Raw genomic sequence first — 17,839 nt, forward strand, 5'->3', positions numbered from 1 at the left:
CCAGGCCGTTCGGGATCGCGCACCCTGTCTCCCGGGAGTGCTCCCGCCCGACCGTGGTCGCACCACACCACCGACCACGGAGAGTTCCGATGACCACCGTCACGACCCCCGCGACCACCCCGTCAACCGTCTCCCGCCGCGCCCGTGCGGCCACGGTGGGCGCCGTTCTGTGGACGCTGTCCTCCGGGATCTGGGCCATCTCCGAGATGGAGGACCAGGAGTTCGGCAGCCTGCGCTTCGTCGCCGTCGCGGTCGCGTGGTGGGTGTTCATGGTGCTGCCGGCGGCGCTGCTGATCCTCGGTCATGCGGCGCTCCGGACGGCGCTCGGCCCCGCCGCCGGGCGGGTAGGGAGCGTGGGCCTCGTCGTCGCCGCGGCCGGGATCGGGGCGCTGGGGCTGGGCATCGGCATCGAGGTCGCCTCGATGAGCGTGGGCGGTGGAGAGGTCGCACTCGGCCACGTGATCCTGCTCGTCGGCTACCTGGTCAGCGTGGTCGGCGCGCTCCTCCTCGGGATCATGATCATCCGCAGGCGCCGCGACGGTCTGTCCCGCGCGGCCGGGTGGCTGCTCGTGCTCGCCGTTCCGCTCGGCATCGGCATCGGCCTGCTCGGGAGCGCGGTCGCACCGGAGAACGACGCCGTCTTCTGGGCCGCGCTGACCGTTCCGACCGGGATCGCGTGGGTGCTGCTCGGCGCCTCGCTCCGTCCCGTCGTCCGTCCGGCCCCCGCCGAGTTCACGACGGCGGACTGACCGCGCCTCCGGAGGGTCGCGCCCCACGGTGCGGCCCTCCGTTGACGTCCGGGCGCCCCGGCGCGCATCGTGCCCACGCCGACCGAAGAGGTGATCCGGTGACGACGACACAGGTGGAGGCCGCGCCGGGGACGACGGCTCGCGAGCCCGTCCGCATCGGCCGCTTCTCCCGCGGATTCGCCTGGGCCGTCGTGCCGGTGTACCTGGCCGCGGTCGCGACGCATCTCGTCCTCGCCGGACGACTGGGGAACCCCGGGCCGGAGCCGCTGGAGGGCACGCTGCTCTGGCTGGCGTTCGGTCTGTTGGCGGCCGTCGGCGCCCTGCTCGTGGGCAAGCGGCCCGGGAACGCGGTCGGTTGGATCCTCGCCGGCAGCGGCCTGCTGCTCGGCCTCGCTCCCGCCGGGGACTACTACGCGGCCTGGGTCATGTCGAGCCGCGGCCGGCCGGACGCGATCGCCGTCCTCGGGGCGTGGGTGCAGAGCTGGTACTGGATGCTGCTGCTCTTCCTCGTCTTCGCCGTGCTGCCGCTGGTGTTCCCCGACGGCCGGCTGCCGTCGCGGCGGTGGCGGCTGCCCGCGGGCATCGGGGCCGCGGGCGCCGTCGGGCTCGTGGTGCTCGGCATGCTGACCGGCACGCTCACCGGGCAGGACGTCGACTACCGCATCGACAACCCGATCGGCGTGGACGGGCTGGCCGGCGTGGAGGAACAGGCCGCCTTCCCGTTCCTCAGTGCCCTGTTCGCCGTCGGTGTGCTCACCGGCGTCGCAGCCGTCGTCGTCCGCTTCCGGCGTTCGCGCGGGGCCGAACGCCAGCAGATGAAGTGGTTCCTCTACGCGGTCGCACCCCTGGCCCTCCTGCCCGGGAGCGATCTCCTCCCCGAGTGGGTCGGGGGCGTGATGTTCGGCTGGGTGATCCTCACGCTGCCGGTGGCGATCGGCATCGCGGTGCTGCGCTACCGCCTCGACGGCATCGACGTCGTCATCAACCGGACGCTGGTCTACGGCCTGCTCACCGCGATCGTCGTCGGGATCTACGTGCTCGTCGTCGGCTACCTCGGCGCAGCGCTGCGGCGTGACAACGATCTGCTGATCTCGCTCGTCGCGACCGGGATCGTCGCGGTGCTTTTCGCGCCGCTGCGGGAACGGCTGCAGCGAGCGGTCAGCCGGCTCCTCTACGGTCAGCGCGCCGAGCCGTACGCGGCGCTGTCCCGGCTCGGCCAACGGCTGGAGAGCACGCTCGCCCCGGACGCCGTCCTGCCGACCATCGTGTCCGCCGTCCGCGAGGCATTGCGGCTCCCCTACGCCGCCATCCGCATCGACGACCGGGTCGCGGCGAGCGCCGGGGAGTCGTCGGGGAGCGCCGTGGAGCTGTCGCTGCTGTACCAGAACCAGCCGGTGGGCGAGCTCGTGCTCGGCCTGCGACCGGGCGAGGACGGCTTCTCGGCGGCGGACCGGCGACTGCTCGCCGACCTCGCGAGGCAGGCGGGCGTCGCCGTCTCCGCCGTCCGGTTGACCGCCGACCTGCAGCGCTCCCGGGAACGGCTGGTCTCCGCGCGCGAGGAGGAGCGCCGCCGGCTGCGCCGCGACCTGCACGACGGCCTGGGCGCCCAGCTGGCGGGCCTCACCGTGCAGACCGGCGTCCTGCGCGGGCTGATCGCGCGCGACCCGGCAGCGGCCGACGCCCTGGTGCTCGAGCTGCGCACCGAGCTGCGCACCGCGATCACCGACATCCGCCGGCTCGTGCACGGCCTCCGCCCCCCTGCCCTCGACGAGCTCGGTCTCATCGGCGCGCTCCAGCAACTGGCCGAGCGGATCGGCGCCGAGGAGGGCGGGGTCGCGGTCGCCGTCGACGTGCCCGAGGACCTGCCCGCCCTCCCGGCCGCGGTGGAGGTGGCGGCCTACCGGATCGTGTCGGAGGCCCTCACGAACGTCGTCCGCCATGCGGGGGCCCGGGCCTGCACGGTCCGGCTGAGCGCGACCGACGACGCGCTGACCGTGGAGGTCACCGACGACGGAGACGGACTGCCGGCGTCGTCCGCGGCGGGTGTGGGGTTGTCGTCGATGCGGGAACGGGCGGCGGAGATGGGCGGGGACTGCTCCGTGGAGTCGCTGCCGGCGGGCGGTACCCACGTGCTCGCCCGGCTGCCGCTTCCGGGAGGTAGCTGAGATGGACCCGCTGCATGTCCTCGTCGTCGAGGACCACCCGCTCTTCCGCAAGGGGGTGGTCGCCCTCCTGGACGCCCACCCGGACCTCACCGTGGCCGGCGTGTGCGTCTCCGGCGAGGATGCCGTGGCGCAGGCGGCGGAGCTGCGGCCGGACGTCGTCCTGATGGATCTGCAGCTTCCCGGGATCAGCGGGATCGAGGCGACCCGGGCGATCGTCGGCGTCGACCCGGACGTGCGGGTGCTCGTGCTCAGCCTGTTCGAGGACGAGGACTCGGTGTTCCTCGCCCTGCGCGCCGGCGCCCGCGGCTACGTCCTCAAAGACGCCGACGAGGACGAGATCATCAGCGCGATCCGGGCGGTGGCGCGGGGCGAGGCGATCTTCAGCCAGGCGGTCGCCGGCCGGGTGCTGGCGTTCTTCGCCCAGCCGCGGCAGACGCCGAAGGTCTTTCCCGGGCTGACCGACCGCGAGCGCGAGATCCTCGCCCTCATCGCGCAGGGACGGCCCAATCCGGCGATCGCCCACAGCCTGTCGCTGAGCCCGAAGACCGTCGCCAACTACGTGTCGGCGATCTTCGCCAAGCTGCAGGTCGCCGATCGTGCCGAGGCGATGATCCGCGCCCGCGAGGCCGGGCTGGGCAGCTGACCACGCCGCCGAACGTCAGGCAGCGAGTGCCGGCTCCGGCGCCGACGGGACCGTCCGGTTCCCCCGTGCCAGCAGCCAGCCACTGGTCACCAGCAGCCAGAGCAGGAAGACGGGCTGGAGAGCGTCGAACAGCGATCCACCGGCGAGCCCGACCAGGACGGCGAGACCGGCGACGACGGCGAACCCGGCGAGCCAGCGGGGCATCGCGGTCCCCGTAAGAGCAGCCAACCCGATCAGCAGCGCGAAGGCTCCGTCGACGGCCCAGGCGACGTCGAAGGAGGCGTCGTTGAGGCCGAGCAGCGCGGTGACCGTGCCGGCGTCGTACCGGTCGACGTCCAGCGCGGCGATTCCGGCGGCGAACGACCCGATCTTCACCGTGAAGCCGGCGACGGCCAGGCCCACGACGGCGGCGGGTGTCCAGGCGCTCGGATCGGTGGCGCGGAGCCGGGCGGCCAGCCGGGCGGCGAGCAGGACGAGGGCAGCCAGGCCGGCTCCCTCCATCCAGACGCCGGCCCAGAACGCCGCTGTGGGCGGGTGCGCCTGCAGGTGGTCGACCACTGCGGTCGGTGACTCGAGCGACTCGGGCATGGACGGGCCGACGAGGGCGATGTACCCGACCCCGGTCAGCAGGACGAACAGGATGCCGCCGGCGTCGGCGACGCGGTCGAGGATCTTGGACACGGGAACCTCCGCAGGTCAGGAGTACGGACCCGTCGAGGGTGCGGCGCACCACCCCCCGCCCGCGTCCACCCCCGGCGTGCTCCGGATCCACCCGGAAGGGGAGCCGGGTACGCCGCCGAGAGGACGCCGGAGCGCCCGGAACGGCGCTAGCGTCCGGCCATGGGCCGCCGGGCACGCGCGCTGGACGTCTTCTTCGCCGCAGGCTCCGCCGTGCTGACCCTCGCCGTCGTGTTCGGCGAGGGCATCGCCGCGGCCAGCGACCAGACCGTCGCCGGCAGCCGCTGGTGGGTGGTCCCGCTCCTGCTGGTCCCCGCCGCTGCCCTGCTGTGGCGGCGCACCCGCCCGCTCGCCACCATCGTCGGGGTCTGGGTTCCCGTCGCGCTGCACGCCCTGTTCACCGGTGAGGGCGGCGAGGGTCTCTACCTCGTGTGGCCCGCGTGGGTGAGCCTGTACGCGCTGGCCGCCTACGGCTCGCGCCGTCAACTGGTCACCGGGCTGTCCCTCGCCGTCGCCGCGCTGGCCGTGCACGACTGGAACGACCCCCTGGCCTGGCGGGCGGGAGCCGAGGCGGCGTGGTCGACCGCCTGGTGGGACCTCGTCCTCTTCGTCGCTCCTCTCGTCGGTGGCGTGGTCGCCGGCGCCCGCCGCACCCGGGCGCTGGCCACCGAGAAGGCACTCGTCGAGGCGGAGGCGCGGGCCGCCGTCGCCGAGGAGCGGGCCCGCATCGCCCGGGAACTGCACGACGTCGTCACCCATCACGTGAACCTCGTCGTCCTCCAGGCGATGGCCGCGTCCGGGATGCTCGACCTCGATCCCGAGCGGGTGCGGGGGCCCCTGCAGGTGATCGAGCGCAGCGGCCGCGAGGCGCTGACCGAGATGCGCCGGCTGCTGGGGGTGCTGCGCGACGACGACGCCGAGCGGCCGCTGGCCCCCCAGCCCGGGGTCGACGACGTCGACGACCTGGTCGGCTCGGCGCGCTCCGCGGGCCTCTCGGTCGGGCTCGCGGTGACGGGGACGCCGCGCCGCCTGCCCGCGGGCCTAGGGCTCACCATCTACCGGATCGTCCAGGAGTCGCTGACCAACGCCGCCCGGCACGCGGCCGGGTCCCGGGTGGGGGTCAGCCTGCGGTACGGGCCGGAGGCGGTGGAGGTCGCCGTCGTCGACGACGGCGGGCAGGACGCCGAGCATCCCCCCGCCGGTGGCGGACGGGGTCTGCTGGGCATGCGGGAGCGGGTCGCCGTGTACGCCGGCACGCTCGACTGCGGCCCGGTGCCGGACGGCGGCTTCGCGGTGCACGCCCGCCTGCCGCTGCCCGAGGAGGAGCCGTGATCACGGTGCTCGTCGCCGACGACCAGGCGCTGATCCGGGACAGCTTCCGGCTCCTCCTCGACCTCGAGCCCGACATCGAGGTGGTCGGGGAGGCAGGCAACGGTCAGGAGGCCGTGGCGCAGGTGCGCCGGCTCGGGCCCGACGTCGTCCTGATGGACATCCGGATGCCGGTGCTCGACGGGCTCGGGGCCACCCTCGCCCTGACCCGTGCGGGCTCACCGTCCCGCGTGCTGATCCTGACCACGTACGACGCCGACGAGTACCTGTACGACGCGATGCGCGCCGGCGCCTGTGGCTTCCTGCTGAAGGACGTGCGCCGCGAGCAGCTGGCCGGGGCCGTGCGGACCGTCGCCGCCGGCGATGCGCTGCTGGACCCCGCTCTGACGCGGCGGCTGGTCGAGCGGTTCGTGGAAGGCCCGCCGCCGGGCGGGCGACCGGCTGGGCTGTCGGCACTCACCGAACGGGAGACCGAGGTGCTGACGCTGGTCGGCCGCGGGCTGTCCAACGCCGAGATCGCGAAGGAGCTCTTCCTCGGCGAGGCGACGGTCAAGACGCACCTCGGCCGGGTGCTGACCAAGCTGGGCCTCCGCGACCGGGTGCAGGCGGTGGTCACCGCGTACGAGTCCGGTCTGGTGCGGCCGGGCGCCCACTGACCGCGGTTGACCGCTCCGACCGCCCCCGAGAGCATGACGCGTGTCACATCCCGGTCCGGAGGAGTCCCCGTGAGCGTTGCCATCCCGAAGCTGCAGGGCCGCGGCATGACGCTGGGCGACCAGCTCGCGCGGCACGCGCGGAGCATCCCGGACGCGACCGCACTCCGCTTCGACGGCGCCGGGCTGACCTACGCCGCGCTCGACCAGCGGGTCACCCGGCTGGCCCGCGCCCTCGGCGAGCGCGGGGTGGGCGCCGGCGACCGGATCGCCGTCCTCGCCCTCAACGGGCTCGAGGTGGTCGAGTCCTTCCTGGCCGGCGTCCGGCTCGGCGCGATCGTCGTCCCGGTGAACTTCCGGCTGGTCGCCGACGAGGTCGCCTATGTGCTGGCCGACAGTGGCGCGGTCGCCGTCGTCACCGACCCCGCGATGGCACCGCTGATGGCCAAGGCCCGCGAGCAGGCACCCGGCGTCACGACCGCCCTGGTGATCGGCGGCGGCAACGCCGGACCGGGCAGCGAGGACTACGAGGCAGCGATCTCCGCTGCGGACGCCGGGCCGCTCGACGTCGTCGTGGACGAGGACGCCCCAGCCTTCATCATGTACACCTCGGGCACGACCGGGCGGCCGAAGGGCGCCGTCCTCACCCACCGGAACCTGCTCATGCACGTCTTCAGCCACGTCACGCACCTGGGCTGGGACCCAGCCGACCGGGTCGGTAGCTACGCGGCCCCGCTGTTCCACATCGCCGCAGTGGCGGGGCTCCTGCCCAACATGCTGATCGGCGGCTGCCTGGTGATCACGCGGTCCGGCGGGTTCGACCCGGTCGAGATGCTCGACCTGATGGAGTCCGAGGGGATCACCAGTCTCTTCCTGGTGCCGGCGATGTGGGCCGCGGTCGTCGCCGTCCCCGACGTCGCGGAGCGGGACCTGTCGCGGCTGAAGCGCATCTCGTGGGGTGCGGCGCCGGCGTCCACCACGCTGCTGCGCACGATGCTCGACACGTTCCCGCAGGCGGAGATGGTCACCGCGTTCGGTCAGACCGAGTGCAGCCCGGTCACCTGCTTCCTGCGCGGCGAGGACGCCCTGCGCAAGATCGGCTCGGTGGGCACACCGATGCTCAACGTCGAGGTGCGCGTGGTCGACGAGGCGATGAACGACGTCCCGCGGGGGGAGGTCGGCGAGATCGTCTACCGCAGCCCGATGGTCATGAAGGAGTACTGGAACAAACCCGAAGAGACCTCGATCGCATTCGAAGGTGGCTGGTTCCACTCCGGCGACCTGGTCCGCGAGGACGACGACGGCTACTTCTTCGTCGTCGACCGCAAGAAGGACATGATCATCTCGGGTGGGGAGAACATCTACTGCGCCGAGGTGGAGGACGTGCTCGCCGCGCATCCCAAGGTCGGCGAGGTCGCGCTCATCGGCGTCCCGGACACGAAGTACGGCGAGGCGCCACTGGCCGTCGTCGCCCCGCGCGACCCGGCCGATCCGCCGACCACCGAGGAGCTGGCGGCCTGGTGCCGGGAGAAGCTCGCCCGCTACAAGAACCCGCGCGAGTACTCGATCGTCGGTGCCCTCCCCCGCAATCCCAGCGGCAAGGTGCTCAAGACCGCCCTCCGGCAGGAGCACTCCGCGGGTTCGCTGGTCGCCGCTCCCGTGGTGTGACTCAGGGGTCGCCTGGGCGCACGAGCCCGGACTCGTAGGCGACCACCACCGCCTGCGACGCGGTCCCCTACCTGATGGCGGGCTGGTCCAGTTCGCGGCCGGCCGCCGCCAGCACGGCCTCGCGCACCCGGTCGAGGGTGGTCGAGCGCAGCCGCCACTGCTGCCAGTACAGGACGACGTCGACCGTGGCGGCCGGATCGAGAGCGACCAGCTCCGCCGTCATCCCTCGCGCCTGCAGGTCGGGCACCATGCCCCAACCCAGGCCGAGGCCGACAGCGGCGACGTAGTCCGCCGACGCCGGCACGTAGTGCACCGGCGGGGCGACGTCGGAACCGGCCCGCGCGTGCAGATAGCGGTGCTGCAGGTCGTCCTTGCGGTCGAAGACGACGACCGGGGCCCGGGCGAGCGCTTCCGGGGTGGGGCCGGCGGGGAACCAGCGCCGCGCGAAGCCGGGGGTGGCCATCGGGCGGTAGCGCATGCCGCCCAGGCGGGTGGAGGTGCAGCCGGGCACCGGCTCGGCGTCCGCCGTCACCGCCGCCATGACCGTGCCGGCGCGCAGCAGGGCGCTGGTGTGCTCCTGGTCCTCGCGGTACAGGTCGAAGCAGACGTCGTCGGCCAGCGGCGTCAGCGCGGGCAGCACCCAGGTCGCCATCGAGTCGGCGTTGACCGCGATCGGCAGCGTGGGCACGCGGTCGTGCGCGGGGTCACCGCCGAGCAGGCAGGCGACGTCGGCGGTGAGGAGATCGACCTCCCGGGCCAGGCGCAGCACCGCCTGCCCGGACTCGGTGACCTGCACCGGCTTGGTCCGGACCAGCAGGATCCGTCCGGTCGCGACCTCCAGCGCGCGCAACCGCTGGCTGATCGCCGAGGGGGTGACGTGCAGCGCCCTGGCGGCCGCCTCCAGCGTGCCTCCGCGGACGGTGGCGTCGAGCGCCCGCAGCTGCGCCAGGTCCACGTCCATGAAGCAAGGCTAATGTCGCATCAGAATCATGAGCTGGACCGTGGGCACCTGAGTTCCTAGCGTCGACGGCGTGCTCACCACCCCTGCGCTGCTCGCCGTCGCCTCCGGGCTCGCGCTGGGTCTGGGACTGATCGTCGCCATCGGCGCCCAGAACGCCTTCGTCCTGCGGCAGGGGCTCCGCCTCGAGCACGTGGCCGCGGTGGTGGCGGTGTGCGCCCTCTCCGACCTCGCACTGATCGCCGCCGGCGTGCTGGGTGCCGGCGCGGCGCTGTCGCGGGTGCCGTGGCTGATTCCGGTGGTGTGCTTCGCCGGGGCGGCGTTCCTGCTCTGCTACGGCGCGCTGGCGGCGCGACGAGCGGTGCGTCCCGGCGTGCTGCTGCCGGACGCCGCCGGCGCCCGCACCGGTCTCGCGGTGACCGTCGGCACGTGCCTGGCGCTGACCTGGCTCAACCCGCACGTGTACCTGGACACGGTGGTGCTGCTCGGGTCGATGGCCTCCACGTACGACGAGCACCGGTGGCAGTTCGCCGCCGGGGCCGGCCTCGGCAGCACTCTCTGGTTCGCCGGCCTGGGCTACGGCTCCCGGCTCCTCCGGCCGGTGTTCGCGCGCCCCGCGGCCTGGCGGATCCTCGACGGCGGCATCGCCGTCGTGATGTCAGCCCTCGCCGTCTCCCTGGTCGTCCGCGGCGTCATGGGGACGTGAGGCCGAGCGCCTCCACGACAGCTGATCAGCCGTTCCAGACGTCGGCGATCCGCTGTGCGACCTGCCCCGCCTGGGCGCGCCCGGCCCGTGCTGACGGCGCCCGGGCGGCGGGGTCGAGGACGTTGCGGCCGATCGCCGTCCGGCTGTCCTTGTCCGGCGAGACGACGGCGACGCGGGAGACCATCCCGGTCACCTGCGCATCCACGCTGGCCATCGGACCCACGCCACGCGGGATGGGCGCGAGGACGACGAGCCGGTCGTAGTCGTGGGCGAGGTCGGCGTTGGCCGCAGAGCGCATCCCGCCGTCGACGTACCGGCGGCCGTCGCACGTCACCGGCGGATAGACACCGGGGACCGCGCAGCTCGCGGCCACGGCCTGGACGAGCGGGACGCCCGAGTCGCGGTCGAAGGTCCGGAACTCGCCGGTCTCCGCGTCGACGGCGCTGATCAGCAGCCGGCGCTCCGGCCACTCGGTACTGACCAGCCGACCGCCGATCACGTCGAGCCGCTCCTGCTCGGTCGGTGTGACGCCGGCCTTCTCGGCGGCGAGCGCGAGCGCACCGATCCGCCGGCGGAACTCCACGTCCTTCCCGCGGCTGCGCAGCATCGCCCAGGCGAACTGGGCGAGGGTCGCCCGGTTCAGCCGCGCCGCCTTCTCCGACGTCGCCGGCTCCAGCTGCCGCTCGTACAGGGTGTCGAGCCCGGCGCCGCAGGTCACCTGCGCGCCCACGACGGAGCCAGCGGAGGTGCCGACGACGAGGTCGGCCCCGCTGAGGTCGGTGCCGGCGTCGGCCAGTCCGGCGAGGAGGCCGATCTCCCAGGCGATGCCGGTGATGCCACCCCCGCCGAGAACGAGTGCGGTGCGCTGGTCGCTCATCGCGCCATCCTCACAGACCCGGCGGATCTCGACAGGGCGTGTGACCTGAGCCACGCTGTGCGTCCACCTTCCGACGACGAGAGGTTCCGCATGACCGCGAGGCAGTCCGCCCCCACGGCGGCGAGCTGGCCGCCGGGTCTCCCCCGGTCGCTGGACTACCCGGACGTGCCGGTGGGATCGATCCTGCGGGCGGCCGCGCGGCGCTGGGGTGAACGGACGGCGTTCATCGACCACGACGTCCCGCTGTCCTTCACCGAGCTCGGCCGACGCGCGCACGCGGTCGCCGGCTGGCTGGCCGACCACGGGGTCGGGCGCGGCGACGTCGTCGCGGTGCACATCCCGAACTGCCGGCAGTACCCGCCGCTCTACTACGGGATCCTGCTGGCCGGGGCCACGTTCTCCCCCACCAACCCGCTGCTGCCCGCCGCCGACCTCGCCGCCCAGCTGACCGACGCCGGCGCGACGGTGCTCATCACCTGGGACCAGGTGCTGCCCTTCGTCCGTGGGGCGCTCGCACCGACGCCCGTGGAGACGGTGATCGTCACCGGGGAGGCGCACATCCTCGACTTCGCGGCGCGCCTGCCGCTCGAGGACGGCGACATCGACGCCGCCGACCTGCTGGCCGCCGACCCCACCGATCGGCACCTGGACGCCGATATCGACCCGGCCACGGACCTCGCCCACCTCGCCTACACCGGCGGGACGACCGGCGTCAGCAAGGGCGTGGAGCTCCCCCACCGCAACGTCGTCACCAACGTGCTGCAGTCGGCCTGCTGGACGTCGGGCTCGCTGCCGGTCCTGGACGAGGCCGGCGACGTGACACTGGACCAGGTCGGCAGCGAGGACGAGTTCACCACCCGCCTGGGCGCCGCCACCGTCGTCAACCTCACGCCCTGGTTCCACGCCATGGGCGCCATCGGCTACCTCAACGGCATGGTCATGGGCGGCACCACCACGGTCATCCACATGCGGTTCGACCCGGTGAAGTACGTCGAGGACGCCGTCCGCTATCAGGTCACCGCGATCGGCGGCGCACCGCCGGTCTTCGTCGCGCTGCTGCAGGTGCCCGGCATCGAGGACGCCGACCTCTCCAGCGTCCGCGGGGTCTCCAGCGGCGCCGCGCCGCTGCCGGTGTCGCTCATCGAACGGCTCAAGGCGCTGCTGCCGGGGGCCGTCATCGGCGAGGGCTACGGGCTGACCGAAGTCACCATGCAGGCGACCGGCAATCCCTCGTTCCAGTCCGGCACCCGCAAGGCAGGCACCGTCGGTGTGCCGGTGTTCGACACCGAGATCACCATCCGGCCGCTCGGCGGCGGCGACCCGCTGCCGGTGGGCGAGCGCGGCGAGGTCTGCATCCGCGGTCCGCAGGTGATGCGCGGCTACGCCCACCGTCCGGAGGCGACCGCGGAGTCCATCGACGCCGACGGCTGGTTCCACTCCGGGGACGTGGGGATCCTCGACGAGGACGGCTACCTGTCGATCGTCGACCGCACCAAGGACATGCTGCTCTACAAGGGCTACAACGTCTTCCCGCGCGAGCTGGAGGAGATCCTGTTCGGCGTGCCCGGGGTGGCCGGCGCCGCGGTGGTCGGCCGGCCGGACGAGGACGCCGGGGAGCTGCCGGTCGCCTACGTCGTCCGCAAGGCCGACGACGACGGAACCGCGCTCACCGCCGACTCGGTCATGGCCGCGGTCAACGACAAGGTGACGCCGTACAAGCGGCTGCGCGACGTCGTCTTCATCGACGCGATCCCGGTCTCCGCCGCCGGGAAGGTGCTCAAGCGCGAGCTCGCCGCCAAGGAACGGGAGAAGGTCGGCGGCTGACCCGGCCTGCCGCGCCCGTTCGTTACCCGAACGGGTGCGGCGGCGCGCCCTCCGGCTGAGCGCTCCGTACTGTGCCCGGGGTGGAGAGCGAGCGGGTCGGCGCGGAGACCGAGCACACCGGCGTCCGGCTCGCCCACCAGGAGCAGTCCCCGGTCCGGCAGGTGTGGCGCCGGGTCGTCATCGGTCTCGCCGTCCTCTTCCTCACGGTCGGGGTGATCTACCTCGACCGCAACGGCTACCGGGACGGCGACGACGTCGGCCTCTCGCTGCTGGACTCCGTCTACTACGCGACCGTCACCCTCTCGACCACCGGCTACGGCGACATCACGCCGATCACCCCGGGCGCGCGGCTGGTCAACATCCTGCTGATCACACCGCTGCGCATCACGTTCCTGCTCGTCCTCATCGGAACCACCCTCGAGGCGCTCACCGCGCGCTCGCGGGAGGAGTTCCAGATCCGTCGGTGGAGGTCTCGCGTGCGCCAGCACGTCATCGTGTGCGGCTACGGCACCAAGGGCCGCAGCGCCATTCGTTCCCTGCAGGCCCTCGGCACCCCGCTGGACAAGATCGTCGTCGTCGACCCCGAGCCACGGGCCATCGACGAGGCCAACTCCCTCGGGCTCACCGGGATCGTCGGCGACGCCGGTCGCACCGAGGTGCTGCGCCGGGCCTCGGTCGAGCGGGCCCGCGCGGTCATCGTGGCCGCCAACCGGGACGACTCCGCCGTCCTCATCACCCTCACGGTGCGACAGCTCAACCCGAGCGTGCCGATCACGACCAGTGTCCGCGAGGAGGAGAACGCCAATCTTCTGCGACAGTCGGGCGCCGACACCGTCATCACGACGTCGGCGACGTCCGGCCGGCTGCTCGGCCTCTCCACCGACGCCCCGCGCGTGGTCGCCGTCGTCGAGGACCTGGTGACCGGTGGTCAGGGCCTCGACCTGCACCAGCGCCGGGTGACGTCCAGCGAGGTCGGCCTGGACTCGCGGTCGCTGCGGGACATCGTCCTGTCGGTGACCCGCAGCGGCCGCACCCTGCGCTTCGACGACCCGCTGATCGGCACCCTGCAGCCGGAAGACGAACTCGTCGTCGTCCGCAGCCACCATTAGTCGAGCTTTTGGTACCAAAAGCCTCCTGCACCCAGGGGCTTTTGGTACCAAAAGCTGGCACGGCTACTCGGTGACGCGCTGCCAGGGGGCGAAGGCGTTGTCGCTGGCGCGGAGGGCCGGGCGCAGTTCGGGGAAGTGCCGCAGCAGGACCGTGCGCATGTCGTTGTCCCGGATCCAGTTCAGCCCGGTCGGCGAGTAGACCTCCGGCCGGAAGTCCGTCGTGAAGAACCGGTCGCTGTTGAGCCGCCGGGACGCCATCAGGATGAAGATGCGGAACGCGGTGTCGCTGAACGCGAAGCCGGTCGGCCGCGACTCGGCGAAGAGCCCGACCATCAGGTCGACCTTCTCGATGTCGCCGTAGAGCTCTTCCATGTCCGCCGCGAGGCCGGCGTCGTCGGTCAGCTCGGCGAAGGACGCCGGGGCCCTCAGGTGCATCTGCCGGCGGAACTCGCAGTACCGCGGGACGCCGAGCTCGCGGATGCGGACCAGGTCGGTGGACGCGACGTCGATCGTCGTCCCGTCCGGCCGCTCGTACTCCTGCAGGAACTTCGGGTAGTTGCGCAGCACGATCGCGCCCGGGTGCGTGGTCCCGAACGAGTAGAAGAGGTCGCCGAGGGAGTACGTCGCGGTGATCTCCTTCGAGTGCGGTCCGGCGAGCGCCCGGAAGTCCAGCTGCGCCAGCGGGCGGTCGCCGTCGGCCGTCCGGAGGTCGAAGTCGTCGGGCAGCAGCGGGTGCATGCGGTAGACGCTGGTGAACTCCTCGGTGAGGGAGAACGGGACGCCGTAGTGCTCGGTCGCCGCACCCGGGATGCCGCTGATCACCTCGCTGCCGCTGATCCGGCCGAAGGCGCGCGCGATCCGCTCCCCCGCCACCCCGAACCAGTTGGCCCGCAGCGCGAACACCGTGGTCGGGTGGCTGATGACCGCCGGCGTCCACTCGACGGTGTGGATCTTCGCCAGCAGCGCCGCGACCACCAGCCGGGCCCGCTGGAACAGCTCCTCGTCGTCCCAGTTCGGGTACTCCGACGCCAGCCGCGCGCAGACCGCGTTGTGCTCGCGGGCGAACAGGGTCAGGAGCATCCCCATGCCGGTCCACCAGCCGGGCTTCATCGTGGGGTCGAGCGCGGGGTCGTCGGGGATCGGGATCTGGCCGTCCGCGGTGAGCCGCAGGCGGCCGCCCTCACCGGCGCGGACCCGCTGCTGCTCCTCCATCGTGGTGCCGTACAGCGACGACCCGTCCCACCAGTGGGTCACGTCGTTGACGCTGGTGATGGGCCCCTCGGCCCCCGCGGGCCGCGTGGGGTCGGCCTTGATGCGCGGGATCCGCATCGGGTTCTCGTGCCAGGGATCGCCGGGCGGCAGGGGGATGTCGACCAGGCGAGAGGTGTCGCCCTCCCCGTGGGTGAACCAGTCGTGGATCATGAACTGCAGCCACGACGCGGCGAGGGTGTTCACGCTCGTCGCCGGCAGGAACGGGTCGCGGGTGAGCAGCCGACGGCTCACCTCGCGCGGGTTGGGCTCCATCAGCTGCTCACGAGTCACCGGCAGCACCTGGTCGAGCGGGATGTTGCGGCCGAAGCGGGCGCCGGCCCGCCCCATCTCCGGGTGGTCGAGGTCGTTGTAGGTGCCGTCGACGCTGCGGGCGACGAGGTGCTGCGGGGTGCGCTCCGGCACCGGAGGCGCGTTCACGACCGGCACCTTCGTCGACGGGTCGTGGAGGTTGCTCTGCCGGAGGATCGTCCGCACCCCGATCAGGACGGCGAGACCAGCGGGCAGCGGCAGCTTGTCCCAGCCGCGCCGGTGGTCGATCGCCTGGGCGACCCGGTCGTAGATGCGCCAGAACGGGGTGTGCCGGTAGTCCGCACCGGGAACGGGTGGGGGGCCGGCGGCCGGCCGCTTGTTGGGGTGCCCGTCGGAGCCGGCGCGCTGCTGCGGCACGGACGCGGAGACGCTCGTCTGTCCTGGGGTCTCGGTGCTCATCGGATCTCCTGGACTTCACTGGGGCGGATCACAGCCGAGCGGGTGGGCTTGCGCGGGTGGGGCAGCCGGGCGAGGACGTGCCGCAGATCCGGTCGGGACGGCGCCGCCGCGGGTTCCTGCCTGGCCGCGTCGGCCAGGATCACGGCGCTGGCCTTCTCGGCCGCCATGTAGATCGCGGTGACGATGAAGAAGCCGGGGATGCGGGGGAACACCGAGGCGTCGACCACCCGCAGCCCCTGGGTGCCGTGCACCCGGAAGTCGCTCCCGACGACCGCCCCCGGATCGGTCGCCGGGCCCATCGCGGCGGTGCACGAGGCGTGGTGGCCCCAGGCCTGGTCGCGGACGAAGGACCGCAGCTCCTCGCGGCTCTCCACGGTCGGCCCCGGCACCAGCTCGGCGGCGACGTCGTCCTCGAGGCAGGCCATGATCGACCGGGCGACCTCGATGCCGGTGACCACCGCGTCCAGGTCCTCCCCGGCGGTGTCGGTCCCCTCCTCGAAGTAGCGGAAGCGGACGTCGGGGGTGTCGCGCGGATCGGCCGACCGAAGCAGGACGCTGCCTCCCCGGTTGACCGTGTGCGCCTTGAGGATCGCCCAGGTGAAGACGTCGGTGGCCTGCGCCAGACCGCCGGAGTAGCCGGGGAAGTAGCCGGTGAACCTGGCCGGCAGCCCGAAGATGAACAGGTCGGGGCTGGTCAGCTCCGGGCGGGAGCGGCGGATGATCCCGAGCAGCGCCCCGTTGGTCGTGTAGACACCCTCGCCGTCCTGCCACTGGAGGTAGCCGGCGTCGGGGTCCTCCCCCGTCCCGGGCGGCTTGAAGGTGAGGCCGTCGAGCAGCGCGAAGTTCCGGCGCATCCGAGTGACCACGCCGACCTCGTAGCGGTCCTGCAGGTTCTCCCCGACGCCCGGGAGGTCGCGGCGGCAGGGGATGCCGAACCGGTCGAGCTCGGCCCGCGGCCCGATGCCGGAGAGCTTCAGCAGCTGCGGGGTGTTGAACGCGCCGGCGGCGAGGACGACCTCGCGGCGGGCCCGCACGCGAACGGTCTCGGCAGCGGCAGGAGCCTCCTCCGGGTCGGCCCCGTAGGCGTGCGGCTGGGCGAGGTACTCCACCCCGACAGCGACGGGATCGCCGTCGGGGGTCGCAGGCTCGTCGAACAGCACGCGGGTGACCAGGGTGCCGGTGCGCACCTCGAGCCCGCCGGGCCGCCTGCCCTCGACGTCCCGGATCCGCTCCCGGGACCCGTTGCGCCGGCCCTTGCGCACGGCCAGCGGGATCAGCCAGAGCCCTTCGGGCAGGGTGCGTCCCCGCCAGTCGTTCGGGTCGACGGCGCTGGCCAGACCCTCGAACGGGGTGAGCGGACGGTGCAGGAAGTCGGCCAGGCTGCGGGCCGCGGCAGACTTGATCACCGAGATGACCTGCCGGTCGCCGAGCGCCAGCGCCGGGTCGGCGAGGGTGGTGTGCAGCCAGCCGTCGAAGCCGTGCCGGCTTCGGTTGACGTACTTGTCGCTGACGAACGGCAGCCAGGCGAGCAACCGGGCGAGCCACGGGTGCCGGGGCAGCATCCGGGGACGGCGCTTGTACTGGCATGCCTCCAGCCGCTCGAACCACTGCCGCATCTCCGTGGCGCGCCAGCTCCGGTCGCCGGTGGCCGCGGCGATGGCGTCCCAGTCGGCGTCGTGCGGATAGACGGTGATCATCGCGTTGTGGGCGGTGCAGCCGCCGAGGGTGCCCGAGCGCGGGTACAGGACGCCGTCCTGCTCGGGCACGAACTTCTCGTCCCGCTCCTGCTGGGCGCGGTCGTCGAAGTGGCGGACATAGAACGGCCAGCTCATCCCGGGGTGCTCGCTCGCCCGCCCGTGGAAGGCCGGCACGCGGTAGTCGTCGTCCTCGGGGTCGAGCCCGGCCTCCAGCAGGAGCACCCGGTGGCCCGCCTCGGCCAGGTTCGCCGCCACCGGCCCGCCGCCGGCTCCCGATCCGACGACGACGTAGTCGAAGGTCGCCACGTCGGCCGGGAGGGCGTCGGCGGGGACCGTCACGTCCGGCTCCTCCGCGCGGCCAGGTAGGCGGTGATGGCGAGCACGGTGTTCAGCGCCGACAGCAGAGCCAGGGGGCGGGCGCGCTCCGGGGAGAGCTGCTTGTGGCGCTGCAGCGTCAGCACCGTCGCGGTGTCGCTGGCGTGGATGATCGGCGCCACCCGGAGCGCCCGGTCGAGGTCGCGACCCTTCAGCCGGAACAGGTCGGCCCCGATCAGCACCGTCCGGATGCCGAACAGCCGCAGCCCGTAGATCGCGGCCGGGTTCGCTGCCGGGTTGATGTCGCCGAAGCGGTTGATGATCATCGCGGGGGCCAGCAGACCGGTCGTACCGGCGAGAATGCGCACGCCACCGAGCGCGTAGCGGGCCGTCGTCCCCAGGGTTCCGGTGACCGACACGTCGGTCCTCCCCCACCCGGCTCGAGCCGGGCGAACTCAGCGGAGGAGCGCGCACGGAACACATTCGGC

General features: G+C 73.0%; 15 protein-coding genes. 9 read left to right on the forward strand and 6 right to left on the reverse strand.

The annotated features are described in order from the left end of the window. Positions 1-89 precede the first annotated feature (89 nt). From E4P38_RS05155 to E4P38_RS05165, 3 genes are all read left to right on the forward strand, one after another. Positions 90-749: a hypothetical protein gene (locus E4P38_RS05155; protein WP_135130706.1), complete on the forward strand. Its 660-nt coding sequence runs from the start codon at positions 90-92 to the stop codon at positions 747-749. Between the two features lie 98 nt (positions 750-847). After that, the gene (locus tag E4P38_RS05160; RefSeq protein ID WP_135130707.1) at positions 848-2,914 is read left to right on the forward strand and encodes a histidine kinase; all 2,067 of its coding nucleotides are present in this window, start codon (positions 848-850) and stop codon (positions 2,912-2,914) included. A 1-nt stretch (position 2,915) separates the two neighbouring features. After that, positions 2,916-3,557 carry a response regulator transcription factor gene (locus E4P38_RS05165; RefSeq protein WP_135130708.1) on the forward strand — a complete coding sequence of 214 codons (642 nt, stop codon included), beginning with the start codon at positions 2,916-2,918 and terminating at the stop codon, positions 3,555-3,557. Positions 3,558-3,572: 15 nt separating this feature from the next. Here the strand turns inward: E4P38_RS05165 and E4P38_RS05170 are convergent, their stop codons facing one another. Further along, positions 3,573-4,238, reverse strand: coding sequence for a DUF4386 family protein (locus tag E4P38_RS05170; RefSeq protein ID WP_135130709.1), 666 nt, complete (start codon positions 4,236-4,238; stop codon positions 3,573-3,575). Between the two features lie 159 nt (positions 4,239-4,397). On the opposite strand from E4P38_RS05170, the gene E4P38_RS05175 reads away from it, so the two are divergent. The 3 genes from E4P38_RS05175 to E4P38_RS05185 all read left to right on the forward strand — a co-directional run bounded on the left by E4P38_RS05175 (position 4,398) and on the right by E4P38_RS05185 (position 7,885). After that, entirely contained in the window at positions 4,398-5,567 is a 1,170-nt protein-coding gene (locus E4P38_RS05175; RefSeq protein WP_135130710.1) for a histidine kinase, read from the forward strand. Further along, complete coding sequence (locus E4P38_RS05180; RefSeq protein WP_209308941.1) at positions 5,564-6,220, forward strand: response regulator transcription factor; 657 nt, start codon at positions 5,564-5,566, stop codon at positions 6,218-6,220. Before E4P38_RS05175 ends, E4P38_RS05180 begins: the two co-directional genes overlap by 4 nt. Before the next feature lie 69 nt (positions 6,221-6,289). Next, positions 6,290-7,885, forward strand: a complete 1,596-nt coding sequence (locus tag E4P38_RS05185; protein WP_209308942.1) for a long-chain-fatty-acid--CoA ligase — start codon at positions 6,290-6,292, stop codon at positions 7,883-7,885. Between the two features lie 67 nt (positions 7,886-7,952). On the opposite strand, the gene E4P38_RS05190 is transcribed toward E4P38_RS05185, so the two are convergent. Continuing rightward, positions 7,953-8,846, reverse strand: coding sequence for a LysR family transcriptional regulator ArgP (locus E4P38_RS05190; protein ID WP_135130712.1), 894 nt, complete (start codon positions 8,844-8,846; stop codon positions 7,953-7,955). A 70-nt stretch (positions 8,847-8,916) separates the two neighbouring features. On the opposite strand from E4P38_RS05190, the gene E4P38_RS05195 reads away from it, so the two are divergent. Then, on the forward strand, positions 8,917-9,549 hold the full coding sequence (locus tag E4P38_RS05195; protein WP_135130713.1) for a LysE/ArgO family amino acid transporter: 633 nt from the start codon (positions 8,917-8,919) through the stop codon (positions 9,547-9,549). Between the two features lie 25 nt (positions 9,550-9,574). Here E4P38_RS05195 and E4P38_RS05200 read toward each other — a convergent pair whose 3' ends face one another. Continuing rightward, positions 9,575-10,426, reverse strand: coding sequence for a patatin-like phospholipase family protein (locus E4P38_RS05200; RefSeq protein ID WP_135130714.1), 852 nt, complete (start codon positions 10,424-10,426; stop codon positions 9,575-9,577). Between the two features lie 90 nt (positions 10,427-10,516). Here E4P38_RS05200 and E4P38_RS05205 point away from each other — a divergent pair, with 90 nt between their 5' ends. Beyond that, entirely contained in the window at positions 10,517-12,250 is a 1,734-nt protein-coding gene (locus tag E4P38_RS05205; RefSeq protein WP_135130715.1) for a class I adenylate-forming enzyme family protein, read from the forward strand. A gap of 80 nt (positions 12,251-12,330) precedes the next feature. Beyond that, positions 12,331-13,359: a potassium channel family protein gene (locus E4P38_RS05210; protein ID WP_135130716.1), complete on the forward strand. Its 1,029-nt coding sequence runs from the start codon at positions 12,331-12,333 to the stop codon at positions 13,357-13,359. Positions 13,360-13,422: 63 nt separating this feature from the next. Here E4P38_RS05210 and E4P38_RS05215 read toward each other — a convergent pair whose 3' ends face one another. From E4P38_RS05215 to E4P38_RS23145, 3 genes are read right to left on the reverse strand one after another with little or no spacing between them, the layout of a single operon-like run. Continuing rightward, positions 13,423-15,339, reverse strand: a complete 1,917-nt coding sequence (locus E4P38_RS05215; RefSeq protein ID WP_135130717.1) for a peroxidase family protein — start codon at positions 15,337-15,339, stop codon at positions 13,423-13,425. Further along, entirely contained in the window at positions 15,336-17,375 is a 2,040-nt protein-coding gene (locus tag E4P38_RS05220) for a GMC oxidoreductase (protein ID WP_209308943.1), read from the reverse strand. Before E4P38_RS05220 ends, E4P38_RS05215 begins: the two co-directional genes overlap by 4 nt. Next, positions 17,372-17,770, reverse strand: a complete 399-nt coding sequence (locus tag E4P38_RS23145; protein ID WP_209308944.1) for a hypothetical protein — start codon at positions 17,768-17,770, stop codon at positions 17,372-17,374. Before E4P38_RS23145 ends, E4P38_RS05220 begins: the two co-directional genes overlap by 4 nt. Between the last annotated feature and the right edge of the window lie 69 nt (positions 17,771-17,839).

The sequence above is a fragment of the Blastococcus sp. CT_GayMR16 genome (assembly GCF_004570875.1).
In the GTDB taxonomy this organism is placed as follows: Bacteria; Actinomycetota; Actinomycetes; order Mycobacteriales; family Geodermatophilaceae; genus Blastococcus_B.

What these genes read in the sequence shown, in the direction of transcription:
- E4P38_RS05200 (WP_135130714.1), bottom strand. Translation starts at nt 10,426, where the DNA reads ATGAGCGACCAGCGCACCGCACTCGTTCTCGGCGGGGGTGGCATCACC.
- E4P38_RS05205 (WP_135130715.1), top strand. Translation starts at nt 10,517, where the DNA reads ATGACCGCGAGGCAGTCCGCCCCCACGGCGGCGAGCTGGCCGCCGGGT.
- E4P38_RS05175 (WP_135130710.1), top strand. Translation starts at nt 4,398, where the DNA reads ATGGGCCGCCGGGCACGCGCGCTGGACGTCTTCTTCGCCGCAGGCTCC.
- E4P38_RS05190 (WP_135130712.1), bottom strand. Translation starts at nt 8,846, where the DNA reads ATGGACGTGGACCTGGCGCAGCTGCGGGCGCTCGACGCCACCGTCCGC.
- E4P38_RS05155 (WP_135130706.1), top strand. Translation starts at nt 90, where the DNA reads ATGACCACCGTCACGACCCCCGCGACCACCCCGTCAACCGTCTCCCGC.
- E4P38_RS05215 (WP_135130717.1), bottom strand. Translation starts at nt 15,339, where the DNA reads ATGAGCACCGAGACCCCAGGACAGACGAGCGTCTCCGCGTCCGTGCCG.
- E4P38_RS05165 (WP_135130708.1), top strand. Translation starts at nt 2,916, where the DNA reads ATGGACCCGCTGCATGTCCTCGTCGTCGAGGACCACCCGCTCTTCCGC.